Below are 18,360 nucleotides of genomic sequence, written 5' to 3' on the forward strand. Positions count from 1 at the left end.
TCGGCCTGCTCGTGGCCATCGGTATCGCCGTGCTCGTCGGCACCGCGCTGCTCTGGCCGAGCACGAGCGGATCCGCTCGGGCCGGGTGCCGTTCACCGTCCAGTACCCTGCGTGCGAGGGGGTGGACGATGGATCTTCGACAGTTGGCCGAATGGGATCCGGATGCGCTGCACAGGCTCGCGGTCGGATTCGAGGGATACGCCGGTGTACTCGACGACACGCGCACGTCCATGGCGGTCGCGTTGTCGTTCGGGGGGACGGACACACGCGAGAGCGCGTGGACGGGACGGGCCCGGGAGGCCGCCGACGAACCGAGCCGATGGGTGTTGGAACTCGCAGCGATACAGGCAGATTCGCTGCGATCGATCAGCGTGTGCGCCCGCGACGTCGAGACCCGGCTGCGGGGCCTGCACGCCGAACTCGCCGGACTGAAGAGGTGGGCGGCGGACCGGGGCATGACGATCGGCGACGGCGGGGAGATCGCGACCGGCGACGGAACCACCCCGGACGCCCGCGACGCCGCGCAGCGAAAGGTCGAGGACTTACTCACCCGCGCAGACGAACTCGATCGTGAGGCGGCGGCGGTGCTCGCCCGCAGCTTCGACACGGGGCCCGACGGGCCGTCCGGTACGGAGCTCCACGGATTCGGAGGTCAGCGCGCCTCCTGGCCGGGCGACACCGCGACATCGGACGTGCCGCCCGCGGGCACCGCGCCCGCCGACGTCGCACGGTGGTGGCACGACCTGAGCGACGAGGATCGCGCCGCGCTGCTCGCGTCCAGCCCCGACCGGATCGGGAACCTCGACGGAATCCCCGGTGCGGTACGTGATCTCGCGAACCGCACGATCCTCGACGACGAGCGGGCCCGGCTCGAGGGGGTCGCGCGGGCGTTGCGCGCCGAACTGGACTCGAACATCTTCGGTGGGATGTTCTCGAACGCCGACGCCGGTCTCGAACAGACCGTGGGCAAACTCGCGGCGCTCGACGCCGTCGAATCCACCCTCGCGCTCGGCGACCGGCAACTTCTCGCACTGGACCTGTCCGGGCGGGAGGCGATGGCCGCCGTTGCGGTCGGTGACGTCGACACGGCGGACCATGTCGCCGTGTACGTCCCGGGCACCGGGTCGACGGTGCAGGGCAACCTGGCCGGATACGACGAGCAGATCTCCGAGCTGCGCACCACCGCGGCGGGGTTCCTCGGGGGCGACGAGGCCGCGGTGGCCACCGTGACGTGGCTGAACTACCAGGCCCCGCATTTCGGCACCGGCATGGTCGTGGCCGAGCGCAGCCCGCTCGCCGACGACGCGGCGCTCGTCGGTGCCGCGCGCCTGGCTCCGTTCCTCACCGGCCTCGACGACGCGGACACGAACGTGACGGTGGTCGGGCATTCGTACGGCGCGTGGACGGCGGGTCTGGCTCTGCAGCAGGGTGCCTCCGCCGACAGCGCCGTGTTCCTGGGCGCCCCGTGGATCGGCACCGACGACGTGTCCACGCTCGGGCTCGCGCAGGGCGCCGCGTATCTGGTCGAGGCGGAACGCGACATCATCGCGGATCTCGGTGTGACGGGTTCGGATCCGAGCGGGCTGGCCGGGTTCACCCACCTTCCGAGCGGCGCGAGCGTCGGCGTGGACGGTCGACCGTTGGCGGCCTCGACCGGGCACAGCGCGTACCTGACCCCCGGCACGACGAGTGCGTACGGGGTGGCCGCGGTCGTCGTCGGTGCGGTGCAGGGGGTCCGGTGAGGCGGGGGGTGTGGGCGGCACCGTGGTTCCTGGTGCTCGCCGTCGTGACGGGATGTACGTCCACCAGGTTCGTCGCGGTGCCCGAACCGGTCGCCGCCGACCACGTGGGTGCGACCGCGCACTACATGCGTGTGCTGGAGGACATCACCGCGGCCCTGTCGGACGAATACCCCGCGTTGGTGTTCACCGGTCGCCTGGAGGAAACGAGATCGCTGTGTGTCACCGCGGACGGTGGGCGGGGTGAGCGGGTGCACCTGCCGATTCGGGCCAGCGGCATCGTCCTGACCGCCGCGGAACGGCGTGCCGCGGCCGCTGTGTTCGAGGGGCGCGCCCGCGCCGCGGGTTTCCACGATCGACTCGATCTACCCGCACCGGCAGTGAGGTTGTTCGCATCCGACGGTTCGTACGTCACACTCAACGGCACCCGGTCGGCCGTCGTGTCGCTCACGATCGGCTGCTATCCGCAGGCCGTCGGTTAGGCTCGGTCGGTCGTACGGGATCCGGCTGATCGGCGAGGAGGGAGGGCGGATGCGTCCTGTGCTCGGTGTGGCCGTGGACGACGGTGAGATCACGGCCGCGCTCGTCGACGCCGACGTCACGTTGCTCGGGCCGTTCGACTGCCAGCGGTGGCCCGCCGATCCCGACGTCACGACACCCGATGCGGTGGCCGCCGCGGTCGCCGCGATGTCGGAGCGGGCCGAGGCCGCGTCCGTGACTGTCGACCGGATCGGGATCGTCACCGCGCCCGGAGCGGGGCCGGCCGACGACCTCGTCGCCGCGGTCGCGGAGGTCACCGCCGTACCCGTCGACGTCGTTCCTCTCGACCGGGCGCGGCTCGTGTTCCTCGGCGGCGCGCACGAACTCGCCGACCACACGGTGATCGCTGTGCATACCCGCACCGACGACACCGAATCGGTGTCGATCGTCGACATCCGGTCGGCCACGGTGTTGTCGTCGGTGGTCCGTGACGGCGACGCGGTGACGGGGCACGTCGAGTCGCTGCCCGACGTCGCGGACGAGGCCGTTGCGCGGGCCGGTGCAGCACCGCAGGCGCTGGTGTTCCTCGACCTGCGTCCGGGGGACGGTGGTCCGGCTCGGGAACTCGCGACCGTCCTGGGGGTGCCGTTCGTGGCGCCGCACGGCGTGCCGTGGCATCGCGCGACCGGTGCGGCGCTGGTCGCTGCGGCGCAGGACCCTCCCACCGCGACTGCGACCGCGGCGGGTGGACGGCGTCCCGCGTGGGTGCTCGTGTGCGTCCTCGGTGTGCTCACCGCACTGCTCGGGGGTGGTCTCGCGGTCGGTGTCGGCGGCGCCGCACGTTCCGGCGATCAGCTGCCCGCGACCGTCACGGAGACGATGGTGCCGGTCCCGCCGCCGGCAGGGGAGTCGGCGCCGGCGGGGGAGGAGTCGTCGCCGGCGCCCGACCCGTGCGCGGAGGACAGGCCGGTGTCGTGGCCGTCGCACCGTTCCGATCCGGACTCCGGCCCGGTCCCCGGCGACGTGCCCGAGCCGGCCGGGGATCCCTGCGGGGACACCGTTTCCCGGCAGCCCTGACGTATCCACCTCGGCATGCGCCATGCACCGTGATGCGGGCAGTGTGAACCGCCCTGGATCCGTTGGAGACTTCGTTCAGGCCACCTCGAGTGACGAGGTGGCAGTGGTGCGCTGCTCACAGTAGCGCGTCTCGTAGTCGATCGGCGTCTGGTAGCCGATCGAGGAGTGCAGTCGGTCGGCGTTGAACCATCGGACCCACTCGGCGGTTTCCCGCTCGACCTCGGCCCGACCCGTCCACGACGAACGGCGGTCGATCAGCTCGGTCTTGTAGAGCCCGATCGTCGATTCCATCAACGCGTTGTCGAGGGCGTCGCCGACGGTTCCGATGGAGCCGGCGATCCCCGATTCGATCGATGCCTCGGTGAACGCCAGCGACGTGTTCTGACTGCCCGCATCGGAGTGATGTACCAAACCTGTTGCAGTAAAACAGGAATCGATCCTTCGCCGGGTGAACAACGCCTGCTCGGGAACGCCGGACACCAGCGGCGTGGCCTTCGACGTCATGACCCGCCAACCCAAGATCCGGCGCGAGTAGACGTCGACCATGGCTCTTCACCGAGTTCAGCTCTGCTCACCTGACATACGCGTACGGCGGTGGACCGGACAGTCTCAAGTTCTGGTTCGAGTTCGATCGGGAGGTGGAGAGGAAGCACGATCTGCTTGTGAAGGCATTGACCGATCCCCATTGGGGATTGGGAATGGACGTCGTCGGCGGGTGAGCAGGTCGCCGGCCTGCGCCAATGCCATCATCGGGACCAGTCCCGCGGTCGCCACGAGATTCGGGTCGTCGAACCTCGCCGCGGCGACGGGTCGGGTGTGAGATAGTTGCATCCGCGAGATGCCCTCCGTTGTGGTGTGAACTGATCCCTAGACAAGATCGATTCTTCCACTACGGCAGGGCATTTCGTGTCTACGACTCGCGATCAGCCGTTACTGGATCGGTGTATCCAGGCTTAGTGGTCCTGGTCAGAAGTTCGTCGGGGGTGTTTGCCAGGCGATGGGATCGGCGAGGTAGAGGCCGCAGGCGCAGTCCAGAGCTACTTCGGGACCACCGCTGGGCAGTCCGCGGGGCAGGACGGAGTCCTGGTATTTGCCGCTGCTGGCCAGGTAGATCGCGAAACCCCAGGCACGAGCCGAACCGAGATAACGCAGCCGCAGCAGTGGCAGCACTGCACCGTTGGTGAGTGTGCCGTCGACGTAGACGAACCCACCCCGGAAGCGGACGTCGACGCCGTCGAGTTGCGGCCAGCGTTCACGGGCACGGTGCAGTATCCGCAGACGTAGCGAATTCTTCGTCGACTCCGGGGGAGGTTTCGGCACGGGACCCATCGTGCCCGAGACGACGGCCAGCCGTGATGACGGCACGCGCACCGACTCTGCCACGGTTGAGTAATGAGCGAACTGGGGATGCCGGTGTGGTGGTCGTGGTGACAGCGGTGGCGGTGCCGATCGAGATGAGCCCGGCCGACCGTACCGAACTCGAACGCAGGATCCGCGCCGGAACCACCCCGCAGCGGCAGGTGCTGCGGGCGTTGATCGTGGTGCTCGCAGCGGACGGGGCGTCGAACGCGCAGATCGCCGCCGACCTGGGCATCTGTGTCGATACCGCCCGCAAGTGGCGCGGCCGGTTCGCCGCCGACGGCCTGGCGGGGCTGGTCGATGCGCCGCGGTCGGGACGGCCGCCGGTGTACACCGGAGCCGAACGTGCGCAGGTCACCGCGTGGGCGTGCGCGTTGCCGGCCGAACATGGTGTGCCGCTCTCCCGGTGGAGCACCGCAGAGCTGGCCCGGCACCTGTTCGCCGACCACATCGCCGTGTCGGTGTCGACGGTGCGGCGTTGGCTCGCCGACGACGCCCTCAAACCCTGGCAGCATCAGTCATGGATCTTCGTCCGCGACCCGCAGTTCGAGGCGAAGGCCGCGGTGGTGCTGGAGTTGTATGCCCGCACCTACCGGGGTGTGGCGTTGGGTGCGGACGAGTACGTGATCTGCGCCGACGAGAAACCGTCGATCCAGGCCCGGGACCGTTGCCACGCCACCGCGCCGGCCGGGCCTGCCGATGCGCATCAATCACGATTACCGCCGCAGCGGTGCGCTGGCCTATCTCGGAGCGTACGACGTGCACCATGCTCGCGTGTTCGGGCGGTGCGAATCTTCCACCGGCATCGAGCCGTTCACCGCGCTGGTCGATCAGGTCATGACGGCAGAACTGTACGCCTCGGCCCGGCGTGTCTTCTGGATCGTCGATAACGGTTCCTCACACCGGGGGAAGGCCGCGATCGATCGGTTGTCCCAGCGGTACCCGAACGCGGTCATGGTGCATACCCCGGTGCATGCGTCCTGGTTGAACCAGGTCGGGTGAAGTCCCCGCCACAGCTGCCCTGAGGCTTCTCCTGAACGATGCGACCGCGCGCAGTCGGTGGGCCGGCGTTCCTGATGCACCCGGTTGGCCGGTGCCGCGCTGGTACACGCCGTAGCCCCTTGCATGTGTGTTCGGCAGTGCGCCCGGGGTGGGCTCGTGCTACGGCCCGAGCCCGCAGGTGATACCATTTGGTATATCCCCAGTTGAGGTGGTGAAGTCGATGACGATAGCGTTCGAGAACGACATCGAGCGGCAACTCCGCGCGATTTCCCCCCGCGCGGAACTGGAGCGGTTGGAGAAGCTGCGCGCGGTCCTCGCCGCGGCCGAGGCCGGATGGTCGCAGCGCGACATCGCACGCCGTGTCGGAGTGGAGCAGCCTGAGATCAGCCGCCTGCTCAAGAAGGCCCGTCTGCGGCCCGATGTCCGCGAGCGCACCCCACGTGAAGTGCTTCTGCGCTACGCGGTCGGTGAACTAACCCACGAGCAGATGATGACCGAACTCGAGCACTGGGACTACACCTTCGGTGGCACCCCGGCCGATGACCCCGCCGCCGATGTCTACGTGCGCGGCACCTGGGATCAGATCGAACGCGCCGGGGACCTGCTCAGCGACGAGGACTATCAGCGACTGTTCGACGCGACCGCGTCGCAGCGGGCGGCGAGCCGCCGCGAGTGAACCCACCCTGCCTCACAACCCATACGGTTCTCGACGAGTGGTGTATGCCCGGCGGGATACTCGACGCGGCCGGTGACCGCGCGAGCTTCCGGCTCTTCGCCGCCGATCCGCGCCGCCGCCGCATCCGGGACGCGATCGTCGACGCCTACCTGGCCGAGCAGACCGGTATCGACCACGACGGCCGCTGCGCGATCGTCACCGCCGGTGTCCCGGGCGCCGGCAAGTCCACGGCCATCGAACACCGTGGCCTGGCCGGCAACGGCTGGCGCGTCCTCGACTCGGATCGGATCAAGACCACCTCATCCGCGACGGTCTCGCCCGCGGTATCTACGACGACCTGCTGGTCACCGTGCTGCCGGACGGGCGGCCCCTGCGCCCTCGCGAGCTGGCCACCCTTGTGCACCGCGAATCCACCCAGGTCCTGGACATGGTGCAGCAGCGGTGCATCGAGGACGGGGAGAACATCGTCATCGAAGGCACCTTCCGCTGGGACGGCCTCGGCGCACGGCTGCTCACCGAACTCGGCGGCGCCGGCTACACCGACCTGACCATCGTCGACGTCGAAGTCACCTGCGACACCGCCCTCGAACGCGCACAGGTCCGGTGGTGGACCGGACGCACCGACCCGGACAACGAGCTCGGTGGCCGGTTCACCCCGACAGCGGCGATCACCAGCCTCTACCCGGACGGGGAGGCGCGGTCGATCTGCGCACGCAACGCGCGCGCGGCGTTCGATCATCCACTTGCTGCGGTGATCGAGTCGATGACGTTGTTCGTCGACGACTACACGACCGGCACACACGTCGAGTCCACGGCCACCAGGAGGGGAACATGAACAGCGCTGGAGCCCGCCCCGCCCGTAGCCCCGGTGCCACCACCTGCGTGGTGCTCGCGGCGCTGTGGGCCGGCCTCGCAGTCTGGTTCACCATCGATGGGCCGCTCTGGCCCGGCATCGGCGCCGGAGCATTGGCCGCGGCCTGGCTCATCGCCGCGGCGCGCCGCCGCACCACTCGCACGCACCCGACCCACGAATCCCCGCCGACTACCGCTGGCGGCTGAACACGAACTCGCCGCAGGGCGCGCGCCGCCGAGGGACGTGTCATCGACGCAGTTCGATACGCAAAGCCCGACCTGAAAGACGCACCGAACACGAGGGGGAGAAATGGAGTTTCACCGGGCCGACCGCCGTGGGAAACGGCAGCCGAGATCGATACTGTTCCCGATCGGACGTACTCGTCCTGCGCCCTCCCGGCCGTCCGAGCAAGACCTGCTCGATCTCACGGCCCGTGCTCGTGCGCTCGATCCACGCTCCGCCGACCTGGTGACCGGCGAGACCAACATACGATCCGCCGGCGCAGGGTCGCTTCGCGAGCACGACCGTAACGTTCACCGGCGAGGATACCGTTGGCGCACAGCAGATTATGGGCGATCGCCGCGCACAGCACCCACGCGGAGTTCGCTCCGAACGACCCGGACGGCATGTGGGCGAGCGGCCCGTCGATCAGGTCGGCGAACACCGTTTCGATGATCGCATGTCTGCGGTGGACGAGGTCGGCCTCGACGGTGGTCAGGGTCGAGTTGGCGGGTGAACGGGTGATACCGCCACACCGGAAACAACGCGTCCGGGAAACGTGCATCCTTGACCCGGCGCACCACCAGATGCTCGGGTCTCCCATCACCGCCGGGCTTCCCTCCGGTGGCAGGATTGGCACCGTCCGTTTCCCCAGTGCGCGACTGTGCCCGGTGCCTCTGCGATGGTCTTTCGGTTCGAGCGGAGGGGTCGCTCGCAGCAGTCGCAGCGGCTCGGCATGACGCGTTTTTCGATGCGGCCGGCGCAGTGCCAGGTCTTGCATCGGTGGGGGGTGCGCGCATGACGGGCACCTACTCCGAACGTCCCCGCACCACATCGGCGAGGCGGGTGCCGGCGCGGGTCAACGCGTCCACGTCGGACGCGACGAGGACTCCGGCGAACCGGTCGCGGAAGTCGCCGAGGTCGTCGCCGACGGACCCGACGACCGCGACGACCGGGACGCCGGCGCACCGTTCGAGGATCGCCGAGACGATCTTCCCGGCCCGTGATTGGCCGTCCAACCGTCCCTCACCGACGACGACCGCGTCGACGTCGGTGACGGCAGCGTCGAATCCCACCGTGTCGAGCACGAAGTGGGCACCGGACCGTAGCTCCGCCCCGAAACGCGCCCACATCCCGCCGGAGAATCCACCGGCGGCGCCGGTGCCGTCGACGTCACGCGGATCGCGCGGCAACGATCGGGCGAGCGCGTCGAGTCGCGCCGTGAGCACCTCGACGCCGTGGGGGTCGGCGCCCTTCTGCGGCCCGAACACCCGTGCCGCGTCGGTGTAGCGGGTGGTGACGTCCGTCAGTACCGTCACCGTCGCCGCCCGCAGACCACCGGCGTCGTCGATCGCCGTGATCGCGCCCAGTCCACCGTCGGTGGTCGCCGATCCACCGGCCGCGACCACGATGCGGCGGGCACCGGCACGCGCGGCGGCGGCCATCACCATCCCGGTGCCGTAGGTGTCGGCGACGAGGGGGTCGCGGGGTCCGTCGTGCGCGGTGGTCAGTCCGCTGACGGTGGCGAGTTCCACGACGGCGGTCCCGTCCGGTGACAGGCCGAAACATCCGCGGCACGGCTGTCGCCACGGATCGACGGCATCCACGTCGACCCGGTCGAGGTGCAGCGCCGCGGTGACCGCGTCGAGGGTGCCCTCGCCGCCGTCGGCGACGGGCATCCGGATCGCGCGATGTCCGGAGGCCTCGGCACCCGCCGCGATCGCCGCGGCCACCTCGCCGGCGGAGTGGGTGCCCTTGAAACTGTCGGGGGCGATCAGGAATCGCATCGGGCCGGTCACCGGAGCACCCAGTCGAACGCCTCCGCCTCCGAACGGGCACCCTGGCGCGCCCGGGACCGGTTCGGTTCACCGAGTTCGGTGACGATCGACTCGCCGAGGCGCACCAGATCGGCGAACACGTCGGTGCGCAGCCACGACGGTCGGGTCGCGAACAGCAGATCTTCGCTGGCGGTGTTGCCGCTGGCGCCCGGCGCGAACGGGCAGCCGCCGAGCCCGCCGAGCGCACCGTCGACGACGGACGCGCCGGCCGAGACGGCGGCGAGCGAGTTCGCGACACCCAGGCCCCACGTGTCGTGACCGTGATAGACGATTCGTCGCCCCGGCGACTCGTCGGCGACGCGGGAGATCAACGACGACACCTGCGCGGGCACCGCCTGACCGAGGGTGTCGGCGACGACGATGTCGCACGTGCCGTCGGCCCGCGGATCGCACGCGATCCCGAGCACCCGGTCGGGGTCCACGGGCCCGTCGAACGGGCAGGTGAACGCCGTGGCCAGGCACAGTTGGATACGGCCGCCCGCGGCCAGCGCGGTCTCGACGGCGGCGGGCAGCGCGGCGAGGCTGTCCTCGGTGTCGCGGCCGATGTTCGCGCGGTTGTGCGCAGCGGACACCGAGAAGCAGTACTGGACGTTGCGAATTCCCGCGGCGATCGCCTTCTGCACGTGTCGGGGGGTGGCCACCCACACCCAGCACCGTTCGAGTTCGTCCTCGTCGAGCAACCCGACGAGGTCGAGAGTGTCGGCCATCGGCGGCACCAGATCGGGGCGGGCGAGCGAGCCGATCTCGAGTTCGGGGACGCCCGCGGCCAGCAGCGCCCGCACGATCTCGGCTTTGCGCGCGGTGGGCAGCGACGTTCCGGTGAGCTGCAGCCCGTCGCGCAGGGTCACGTCGCGCAGGGTCACATCACGCGGGGGTACCTCGTCCGTCGATCGTGTCTGCACTGCATCCTCCTGTGTTCGTCGGACCGGCCGCGCCCCGACATCGGTGAGGGACACACCGAGTATCCGTCCGGGACACACCGGGCGGGTTCTGCGGTGTTCGCGACGGGTGACACTATCGTGGACGATCGGTTGGGGACTTGCCGGAAGGTACGTGCGTTATGGGAGCGGTCGTCGGAAAAGCGCTGCTGTGGTGTGCATTGCTGGCGGGGTTGGTCGGAGCGGGAATCGCGGTGTACTCGTTGCACGTGTACGGCGCCGTCGGAGCTCTGATCGTCGCGTCGGTGGCGGGATTGGTGTTGTTGCGATGGCGCGCCGAACACAGCGGCATCGAAGTCGGTGCGCGACCCGATCGGGACACCGCCGTTCCCTGACGGCCCGGCGCGGACGGTGATCCCGCCCCACACGACCGGCGCCGCGGCCGACACGACGGTCGTCGTCGGTGACCGACGATCCCCGGACCGGGTCGGTATGCTCGGGGATCGGGCGTTCGACAGTGCCATCGTCGCTGCGCTCACGCCCTGCACGGGCGTTCCGCGCGGAGCGCGACACACCTGTGCCCGCACATGTGGAAGAGGAGCATCCGTTCGTGTCGCTGTGGTCGCGTGCACTCTCGGTCGCCGAACTCGACGACCGGATCTGGCTGGACCTGATGCCGTGGCTCGACCGCTACGGTTCGGCCCGTGCCGCGGCGCTGGCAGCGCTCGCACCCACCCCGCTGTGGTGGGAGAAGCAGTCACCGGCCGAGACCGCCTCCGACACCGAGATCCCCGAGTTGTGCGCGGAACTCGCCCGGATCTACGTCACCGACCACCCCGAACTGCGGTTCGCCGACGGGCTGGTCAGATCCGCGGAGGTGCCGATCGGGGCGCTCGACCTGAGTGCGGCTGCCGCGACGATCGTCGGACGTCTGCCGCACGCCCCCACCCTCGCGGAACTGTTCAGCCGCAGCCCCGCCGACCTGTTCGACGTCCGCGGCGCGGACGGTGACGCCGTCCACGAGATCGTGTGCGCCGCGCTGGTGTCGACGGTCCTCGCCGAACCGGGGACGCTCGAGGTGGACCCGTCGGCGCCGGCGGTGCCGGTGCTCGACCAGCTCGTCGACGATCTCGCGGCGCTGGCCCGGTGGCGGTTGTTGCGCGACGAGCGGGACCGTCCCCTGCTCGGGGTGGGGCTCGACACCGGCGCGCCCGAGGAGATCCAGGACGCCGTCTTCCGGCTTGCCGCGTTCACCGCGCGTGATCTCCCCGTGACGCCTCCGGCCGATCCGGTCGCCGAACTCGCGGACTACGTGGCGTCGCTGCCACCCGCCGACCTCGAGGTGCTCCGCCGGCGGGTGCACGACACGTCGGGTGCGGGCGCCGACGGTCCGTCGACGTTCCCGTTCGGGACGGCCGTCGGTGACTTCCTCGCGGCGCTGCGGGTCGATGTGCACCCGGTCGCCGCGTTCGAGCGGGTTCTGCGGGAGCATCCGGTGCTCGCGCGGACCGTGCCCGGTCTCGACGCCCCGCTGTGGCAGGTCCTCGACCGGCTCGACGACCGCTGTTCCGTCGTCGACGGTTGGATCGCGGTGCCGGACGTCGCGGAAGCACAGAAACAGACGAGGGCGCTGCTCGCGGATTTCGAATCGGCCAACGGTGTGGTGCAACCTGCGGCCGTCGCTTCGATGTGGCGGTTGCCCGCCGGTGAACTCGAGTCGTGGATGGACTACTGCGGTGTCACGGTGTTCGACGGGTGGCTGCTGGCCCCGACCGACACGCTGGCCGGCCGTGCCGCGCAGGTACTCGAGGTGATCGGTGACCCGCTGACCGCCGAGACCCTCGTCGCGCGGATGGGTGTCAATGCCGACCTGCCGGCGGTCGTCGACGAACTGTCCGGCGACGACCGGTTCACCGTCAGCGTGTCCGACGGCCTGTGGGGGCTCGTCGAGTGGGACACCGACGTGGTCACCGCCATCGCGACACGGCTCGCGCGGCTGGTGGACGATGCCGCCGGAACCGCGGACGTCGACAAGGTCGCCGACGCACTGGTGAACCGTTTCGCGCTGTCCGACACGTCGGCGCGGGTGTTCGCGGCCAGCGGCGACTTCGAGGTCGTCGACGGGACCGTGCGCCGCCGTCGCCGCACCCATGTACCGGCGGTGCCGCCGGAGCGGACCCGCCGGCTGTACCGGTTCGAGGACGGTTGGCGGTTGCGGATCCCGGTGACCCGCGATCATGTGCGCGGCGGGGAGTTCGCGGTGCCGTCGGCGGTTGCGGGGATCGTCGGGTGCGTACCCGGACAGGACGTCCTGCTCACGTCCCCGCTGGGCGGTCAGCCGCTGCGTTGGACCTCGCCGGTGCCCCGGCTCGGGTCGATCCGTCGGTTCCTCGACGAGATCGGGGTCGACGAATACGGCGAGTTGTTGCTCGAGTTCCGGTCCGACCGGCGGTTCGACGTGCTGCCGCTGCGGACCGTCGCGGACCGGGCCGATCCGTTGCGCAAAGCGCTCGCACTGGTCGGATACACCACACCGGAGGTCGTCCCCGAGGACGGTGTGGTGGCGGCGTTCGCCGACGCGATCGGTCTCGACGACGAGACCCGCCCCCGCCGCGTTCTCAGCGCGTATCGTGCACGCCGCGAGTCGGAGGTCGTCGCGCTGCTCGAGAGCGCGTGGGTGCGCGTCGGCTCCCACCCCGGTGGAGACCAGGCGACCCGATGACCACGCCGCGTGTGGCGGAGATCGGTGCAATCCCGACTCGGCCGTAGCACCATGGACCCCATGGCCGACACTCCCGGATCCGCTGCCCACGACCCCGGCACCGCCGCGACGGTGGTGCGTGCGCTGGGCGATGTGGTGGTGTCGGTCGAGGCGGCGATCGCACGGGTCCAGAGCGGCGACGCCCCGAACGGACTGGTCGGTCGCGTCCTGGACGCGGCGGAAGCCCCGGATCTCGGCGACGTCGTCGCCCGGCACAACGCGTTGATCCGTGCCGTCGCGATCGTCGAACAGCGCGGGTCGCTCCCCGACGGGGAGTGGGCGGCGGTCGCCGGGCAGGGCGCCGATCTCGCGGTCACCGTGGACCGACTGCGCAGCCGTGCCGGCGGTCTGCTCGACGCCGCGTCGGTGCCCGGTGCCGACCGGGAGGACGACGACACATCGGACGACGATCCCGCGGCCGGGACCGCGGCACTCGTGACGGCCGCCACCGACGGGCTGCTCGGGGAAACCCTGCAGGTGCTCGTGCTCACGGAAGGGTGCCTCGCGGCGTGGCACCGGGTGCGCATCGCGCGGGCCGCGGTCGCCGACCGGCCGGCCGCGGTCGCCGATGCCCGCGCGCTGCTCGCCGATCACCTCACCCACGACGGTGAGCTGTTGCGGCGGGGCCGCAGGGTCCTCGCCCGCGCCGCCGCCGCGACACCGCTCGAGACCGTGCGGCGATTGTCGTCGGCCCGTACCGTCCGCACCCTGGGACAGTTGCGTCGGGACCTCGACGACTTCCGGTCGGCCTGCGGTGCCGACGCCGCCGGATGGTTGGACGGTGAGGATCCCGCGGTCGAGGCCGATCTCGCCGCCGTCGGCAATCCGCTCCGGGTGGTCGGCGACGTGTTCGGACGCGGGCTGGCGCGGGTCACCGATGCGCGTCGGCGCGGTGACGACGGTACCGAACCGGACGCCGCCGAACCGGACGCCGCCGAACCGGACACTGCCGGGCAGGACGCCGGGGGCGACGAACACCGGGCCTCGAAGGCGTAGCTCCCGGCGCCACACCGAGACACACAGCCGCACGGAGACGCAGACGACATGGTCCGACCCGAGGGCGTGCCCGCGTACACGATCCGGCAGCTCGCGGCGTTCGTCGCGGTCGCCGAGTGGGGCACGATCACCGCCGCCGCCGACGCACTGCACATGTCGCATTCGGCGTTGTCCGCCGCGATCTCCGACCTCGAGCGGGCACTCGACGTGAAGCTGCTCGTGCGGCAGCGGGCACGCGGTGTGCGGCTCACACCGATCGGACACGCGGTTCTCGGCCGCGCCGAGACACTGCTGCACTTCGCCACCGAACTCGAGAGCGACGCCCGGTCGGAAGCGGGTTCGGTGGCCGGTCCGGTCGCGGTCGGATGCTATCCGTCGCTCGGCCCGACGATGCTCCCTGCGCTGATCGCCGGTTTCACCCGTGTACATCCGCGGGCCCGCGTCGACTTCCGTGAGGACACCCAGAACCGGCTGCGGGCGCTGCTCGACTCGCACGATCTGGACGTGGCGTTCCTCTACGACCTCGACCTCGAACCGGGGCTCGAGAGCGTCGTCCTCGACACCCGCGAACCGATGCTGCTGCTGCCGGCGGACCACCCGCGTGCGCAGTCCGGGGAACCGGTGCCGCTCACGGACCTCGCGCGCGAACCCATGGTGATGCTCGACGCGCCCCCGAGTTCGGGTCACGCGGTGGCGGTGTGCGCCGAGGCGGGGTTCTCACCGGTGGTCGCGTATCGGACCCAGAACTACGAGACGTGCCGCGCGTTCGTCGGCCGGGGTCTGGGGTGGTCGCTGCTGCTCCAGCGCCCGGCCCAGGACACGACGTACGAGGGGCGGCCCATCGCGGTGCGGCCGTTCGCCGAACCGAAGCCGGCACCCGTCGACGTTCTCCTCGCATGGCGAAACGATGCTCTCCGCAGTCGCGTGGCACAGACCTTCGTCGATTTCGTGGTGGCGTCCCGCCGGGCCGAAAGATAGCGAGAGCAGGGACAACGACCCTATTCACGGGATTTCCGTGATTCATGCCCGAATTTGTGCGCTTTTCAAACGATTCTGACCGACCACATCATTCATGGAGCACGTCCGAACGCTCGTTCATCGGATGACCACCCTTATCCACCGCCGGAGGGCATCACATGACCGTCCTTGACCCGACCGCCCGGTCGTCGGCCGCAACGGCCCGCAAGGCCGCACTCGGCAGTTTCGTCGGTACCGCCATCGAGTGGTACGACTTCTTCATCTACGGCACCGCCGCGGCATTGGTCCTCGGTCATCAGTTCTTCCCCGGCACCTCCGACGTCGCCGGCACCCTCGCGGCGTTCGCGACGCTCGCCGTCGGCTTCATCGCCCGGCCGATCGGTGGGGTCGTCATGGGGCACTTCGGCGACCGGATCGGCCGCAAGTCGATGCTCGTCGCCTCCCTGCTGCTCATGGGCAGCGCGACAGTCGCGATCGGTCTGCTGCCCAACTACGACTCCATCGGGGTCGCCGCCCCGATCCTGCTGGTGACCCTGCGCTTCGTCCAGGGCCTCGGCGTCGGCGGCGAATGGGGCGGCGCGGTGCTCGTCGCCACCGAGAACGCCCCCGCGGGCAAACGCGGCCTCTACGGTGCGGCGCCCCAACTCGGTGTGCCCGCCGGCGTGCTGCTCGCGAACCTCGTGTACCTGCCGCTCACCGCCTTCCTGAGCGACGACGCCTTCGACTCGTGGGGTTGGCGCATCCCCTTCCTGCTGTCCGCCGTGCTCGTCGTCGTCGCCCTGTGGATCCGTCTCGGGCTCGAGGAGAGCGAGGAGTTCAAGGCGACCAAGAACACCCCGGTCGAGGAACACGAGAAGATGCCGATCCTCGAGGTCCTCACGAAGCATTGGAAGACCGTGCTGCTGGCCGGTGGAACGTTCATCGCGACCAACGGCATCGCGTACGCCTACATGGTCTACGTCCTCAAGTACGGCGAGACCGAGCTCGGCCACAGCAAGACCACGATGCTGACGCTGCTCATCGCATCGTGCCCGTTCTGGATGGCCGGCATGGCCTACAGTGCGTGGCGCTCCGATCACGTGGGTCGTCGCACCATCTACATCAAGGCCTCCCTCGCGCTCGTCGTCGCCGCGGCCCTGTTCTTCCCGCTGATGGACACCGCGATCCTGCCGGTGATGCTGCTGGCCATGATCACCCTGGGCTTCACGCTCGGGTGCTGCGCCGGCCCGCAGTCCGCGCTGTTCGCCGAGTTGTTCCCCGCGAAGATCCGCTACAGCGGTGCCTCGCTCGGCTACCAGGTCGGCGCCATCCTGGGCGGCGGACTCGCCCCGATGATCGCGACCTCGCTGTTCGCCGCGACCGGCACGTCGCTCTCCATCACCGGCTACTTCGTGCTGATCGCGCTGATCAGCCTCATGAGCATCCTGCTGCTGCGCGTGCCCACCGCCCGCACGAGCGTCGAGCAGAAGCAGTCCCTCGTCCAGGAAGGTGTCTGACCCGTGTCGACCTACTACCAGCCTCCCAAGTACCCCGCCTCGACGTTCGAGTCGATGACGCCGTCCGACGACACCCTGCCGGTCGTCGTCGTGGGTGCCGGACCGGTCGGCATGGCCACCGCCCTCGGCCTCGCCCAGCGCGGTGTTCCCGTCACGATCATCGAGGCCGCCGATCAGGTGTCCTTCGGCAGCCGCGCGATCTGCATCTCCCGGCACAGCCTCGAAGCGGCCGGACGTCTCGGCTTCGGCGCCGAACTCGAGAAGATCGTGCTGCCGTGGGTCGGTGGCCGCAGCTTCTACCGCGACCGACAGGTCCTGCACTTCCGGATGCCGCAGCGCGACTTCGACGTGCGCCCACCCATGATCAACGTCTCCCAGTCGGAGTTCGAGCAGATCATGGTCGACACCATCGAGCAGAACCCCCTGATCACCCTGCACTGGCAGGCATCGATCGCCGGGATCCTCCGCGGCGACGACGAGGTCACCCTCGAGATCGACACCGCCGACGGCAAACGGCACCTGCGTGCCCGCTACGTCGTCGCCGCCGACGGCGGACGCAGCCGCATGCGCGAACTCGCCGGGTTGCGTCTGCAGGGCACCAGCTACGAGGGTCGCTACGTCATCGCCGACATCCACTGGGAGTCGGACCTGCCCGCCGAGCGCATGGTGTGGTTCGACCCGCCGAGCAACCCCGGCTCGACGATCATCATGCACAAGCAGCCCGGCGACATCTGGCGCATCGACTACCAACTCGATCCGTCCGAGGACGCCGAGATCGAGACGCAGGAGGACGCCATCCGGGTGCGTATCGCCAAGCACCTCGACTGGCTGCGGAACGATCTGCCGTGGACCTTCGAATGGAAGGGTTTCTACAGCGCCCGCGCGCTCGCACTGGACGAGTTCACCCACGATCGCATCCTGTTCGCCGGCGACGCCGCGCACCTCGTCCCGATCTTCGGTGTGCGCGGACTGAACTCGGGCATGGAGGACGCCGAGACCCTCGCGTGGCAGCTCGCCGCGGTCGTCCACGGCAACGCCGACGCCGGTCTCCTGCGGGCCTACTCGTTCGAGCGGCACAACGCGTGGCAGCAGAACGTCGCGAACGCCGGCAAGTCCACACTCATCATGAGTCCCGGCAGCCACGGCCACCGCACGACCCGCGACGCGGTGCTCGCGCTCGCCGTCGGCCGCCCCGAGTTCGGCCACCTGATCAACCCCCGACAGTCCAGCGCCACCCACGCGCGACTGTCGCCGCTGACCTGGCCGGTCGCCGCCGGCACCGACGGTGTGCTGCCCGGAGACCCTGTCGAGGACCGCCGGATCCGCATCGTCGACGGCGTCGACCTCGTCGACACCTCCCTGAACCGGGTGCGCGGCACCGGCTTCGCGGTGATCGGATTCGGGCTCGACGAGGCGGGCAGCACAGCCCTCGCCGCCGGCGCCGCCGGGCTGGCGGAGGCGCTGTCACCCGAGAGCGTCCGCGCCCTCGTCATCGACAGCATCCCCGTGGCCGGAACCACCCTCGTGGACTCCACCGACCTCGCGGACACGCTGGGCGCGGCCCCCGGCGAGGCATTCGTGATCCGCCCCGACGGGCTCCTGCTGTGCCGAGTGCCGGTCGCCGAGGTGGCGGGTGTCGCCGCCGCACTGCGCACCGGAACGTCCCCGGGCGGTCCGGCGTTGCCCGCGCGTCCGGCCGAGCAGATCACCGTCGAGGAACAGCGTCGGGAGAACGTGTGGCTGGGCCTGTCGGCCGCGCTGGACCAGGCGGATGACTCGGACCGCGAGGGTTTCCTCACCCGGCTCGCCCTGATGCTGGGGTCGCAGGTCGACCATCGGCAGTTCGAGGAGGCCATCGCCGCGGCCGCCGACAACGCCCCGGTGCGTGTCGACGAACTCGGGCACGTTCGGCGCCGGTCGCCGCCGTGTAGAGCGCGGCGTGCCCGCCCTGACTGTGCCCCATGGCGATCCACTCCTCCCCTACCGTCGGGTCGAGTTCGCGTGCGGC

At 70.2% G+C, this 18,360-nt stretch carries 15 protein-coding genes and 3 pseudogenes; 13 read left to right on the forward strand and 5 right to left on the reverse strand.

Annotated features, from left to right (window positions below; all coding sequences use genetic code 11):
* The 3 genes from LDQ05_RS16325 to LDQ05_RS16335 form a co-directional block, all read left to right on the forward strand.
* Positions 1 to 1,742 (forward strand): alpha/beta hydrolase (locus LDQ05_RS16325; RefSeq protein ID WP_308013256.1); only part of this gene is annotated, 1,742 nt, incomplete at its 5' end.
* Positions 1,739 to 2,221, forward strand: a complete 483-nt coding sequence (locus tag LDQ05_RS16330; protein WP_226438012.1) for a hypothetical protein — start codon at positions 1,739 to 1,741, stop codon at positions 2,219 to 2,221. The genes LDQ05_RS16325 and LDQ05_RS16330, both read left to right, overlap by 4 nt.
* 49 nt (positions 2,222 to 2,270) lie before the next feature.
* The gene (locus LDQ05_RS16335) at positions 2,271 to 3,296 is read left to right on the forward strand and encodes a hypothetical protein (protein ID WP_226438013.1); all 1,026 of its coding nucleotides are present in this window, start codon (positions 2,271 to 2,273) and stop codon (positions 3,294 to 3,296) included.
* A 75-nt stretch (positions 3,297 to 3,371) separates the two neighbouring features.
* On the opposite strand, the pseudogene LDQ05_RS16340 reads toward LDQ05_RS16335, so the two are convergent.
* A pseudogene (locus LDQ05_RS16340) lies at positions 3,372 to 3,842 on the reverse strand (transposase); the annotation flags it as partial.
* 420 nt (positions 3,843 to 4,262) lie between these two features.
* Positions 4,263 to 4,616: a hypothetical protein gene (locus tag LDQ05_RS16345; RefSeq protein WP_226438014.1), complete on the reverse strand. Its 354-nt coding sequence runs from the start codon at positions 4,614 to 4,616 to the stop codon at positions 4,263 to 4,265.
* A gap of 134 nt (positions 4,617 to 4,750) precedes the next feature.
* Here LDQ05_RS16345 and LDQ05_RS16350 point away from each other — a divergent pair.
* The 4 genes and pseudogenes from LDQ05_RS16350 to LDQ05_RS16365 form a co-directional block, all read left to right on the forward strand.
* Positions 4,751 to 5,290, forward strand: a pseudogene (locus LDQ05_RS16350) (helix-turn-helix domain-containing protein); the annotation flags it as partial.
* Positions 5,291 to 5,354: 64 nt separating this feature from the next.
* Positions 5,355 to 5,657 carry a transposase gene (locus tag LDQ05_RS16355; protein ID WP_264185181.1) on the forward strand — a complete coding sequence of 101 codons (303 nt, stop codon included), beginning with the start codon at positions 5,355 to 5,357 and terminating at the stop codon, positions 5,655 to 5,657.
* 220 nt (positions 5,658 to 5,877) lie between these two features.
* Positions 5,878 to 6,333: a ParB/RepB/Spo0J family partition protein gene (locus tag LDQ05_RS16360; RefSeq protein ID WP_226438015.1), complete on the forward strand. Its 456-nt coding sequence runs from the start codon at positions 5,878 to 5,880 to the stop codon at positions 6,331 to 6,333.
* A gap of 349 nt (positions 6,334 to 6,682) precedes the next feature.
* The gene (locus tag LDQ05_RS16365) at positions 6,683 to 7,168 is read left to right on the forward strand and encodes a zeta toxin family protein (RefSeq protein WP_226438016.1); all 486 of its coding nucleotides are present in this window, start codon (positions 6,683 to 6,685) and stop codon (positions 7,166 to 7,168) included.
* A 445-nt stretch (positions 7,169 to 7,613) separates the two neighbouring features.
* On the opposite strand, the pseudogene LDQ05_RS16370 reads toward LDQ05_RS16365, so the two are convergent.
* From LDQ05_RS16370 to LDQ05_RS16380, 3 genes and pseudogenes are all read right to left on the reverse strand, one after another.
* Positions 7,614 to 7,992 (reverse strand): annotated as a pseudogene (locus LDQ05_RS16370) (IS1380 family transposase); the annotation flags it as partial.
* A 222-nt stretch (positions 7,993 to 8,214) separates the two neighbouring features.
* Positions 8,215 to 9,192, reverse strand: coding sequence for a glycerate kinase (locus tag LDQ05_RS16375; RefSeq protein WP_226438025.1), 978 nt, complete (start codon positions 9,190 to 9,192; stop codon positions 8,215 to 8,217).
* Positions 9,193 to 9,200: 8 nt separating this feature from the next.
* The gene (locus tag LDQ05_RS16380; protein ID WP_226438026.1) at positions 9,201 to 10,106 is read right to left on the reverse strand and encodes a hydroxymethylglutaryl-CoA lyase-like TIM-barrel protein; all 906 of its coding nucleotides are present in this window, start codon (positions 10,104 to 10,106) and stop codon (positions 9,201 to 9,203) included.
* Positions 10,107 to 10,303: 197 nt separating this feature from the next.
* Between LDQ05_RS16380 and LDQ05_RS16385 the strand changes: the two genes are divergently transcribed.
* The 6 genes from LDQ05_RS16385 to LDQ05_RS16410 all read left to right on the forward strand — a co-directional run.
* A complete protein-coding gene (locus tag LDQ05_RS16385) occupies positions 10,304 to 10,516 on the forward strand; it encodes a hypothetical protein (RefSeq protein WP_226438017.1) in 213 nt (70 codons plus the stop codon).
* Positions 10,517 to 10,698: 182 nt separating this feature from the next.
* A complete protein-coding gene (locus LDQ05_RS16390) occupies positions 10,699 to 12,843 on the forward strand; it encodes a hypothetical protein (protein WP_226438018.1) in 2,145 nt (714 codons plus the stop codon).
* Positions 12,844 to 12,903: 60 nt separating this feature from the next.
* Positions 12,904 to 13,878, forward strand: a complete 975-nt coding sequence (locus LDQ05_RS16395) for a hypothetical protein (RefSeq protein WP_226438019.1) — start codon at positions 12,904 to 12,906, stop codon at positions 13,876 to 13,878.
* 48 nt (positions 13,879 to 13,926) lie between these two features.
* Positions 13,927 to 14,856, forward strand: a complete 930-nt coding sequence (locus LDQ05_RS16400) for a LysR family transcriptional regulator (RefSeq protein WP_226438020.1) — start codon at positions 13,927 to 13,929, stop codon at positions 14,854 to 14,856.
* 158 nt (positions 14,857 to 15,014) lie between these two features.
* Complete coding sequence (locus LDQ05_RS16405; RefSeq protein ID WP_226438021.1) at positions 15,015 to 16,352, forward strand: MFS transporter; 1,338 nt, start codon at positions 15,015 to 15,017, stop codon at positions 16,350 to 16,352.
* A gap of 3 nt (positions 16,353 to 16,355) precedes the next feature.
* The coding region (locus LDQ05_RS16410; RefSeq protein WP_226438022.1) for an FAD-dependent oxidoreductase at positions 16,356 to 18,360 on the forward strand (2,005 nt) is incomplete at its 3' end.

This window comes from Rhodococcus yananensis, assembly GCF_020515525.1.
In the GTDB taxonomy this organism is placed as follows: Bacteria; Actinomycetota; Actinomycetes; order Mycobacteriales; family Mycobacteriaceae; genus Rhodococcus; species Rhodococcus yananensis.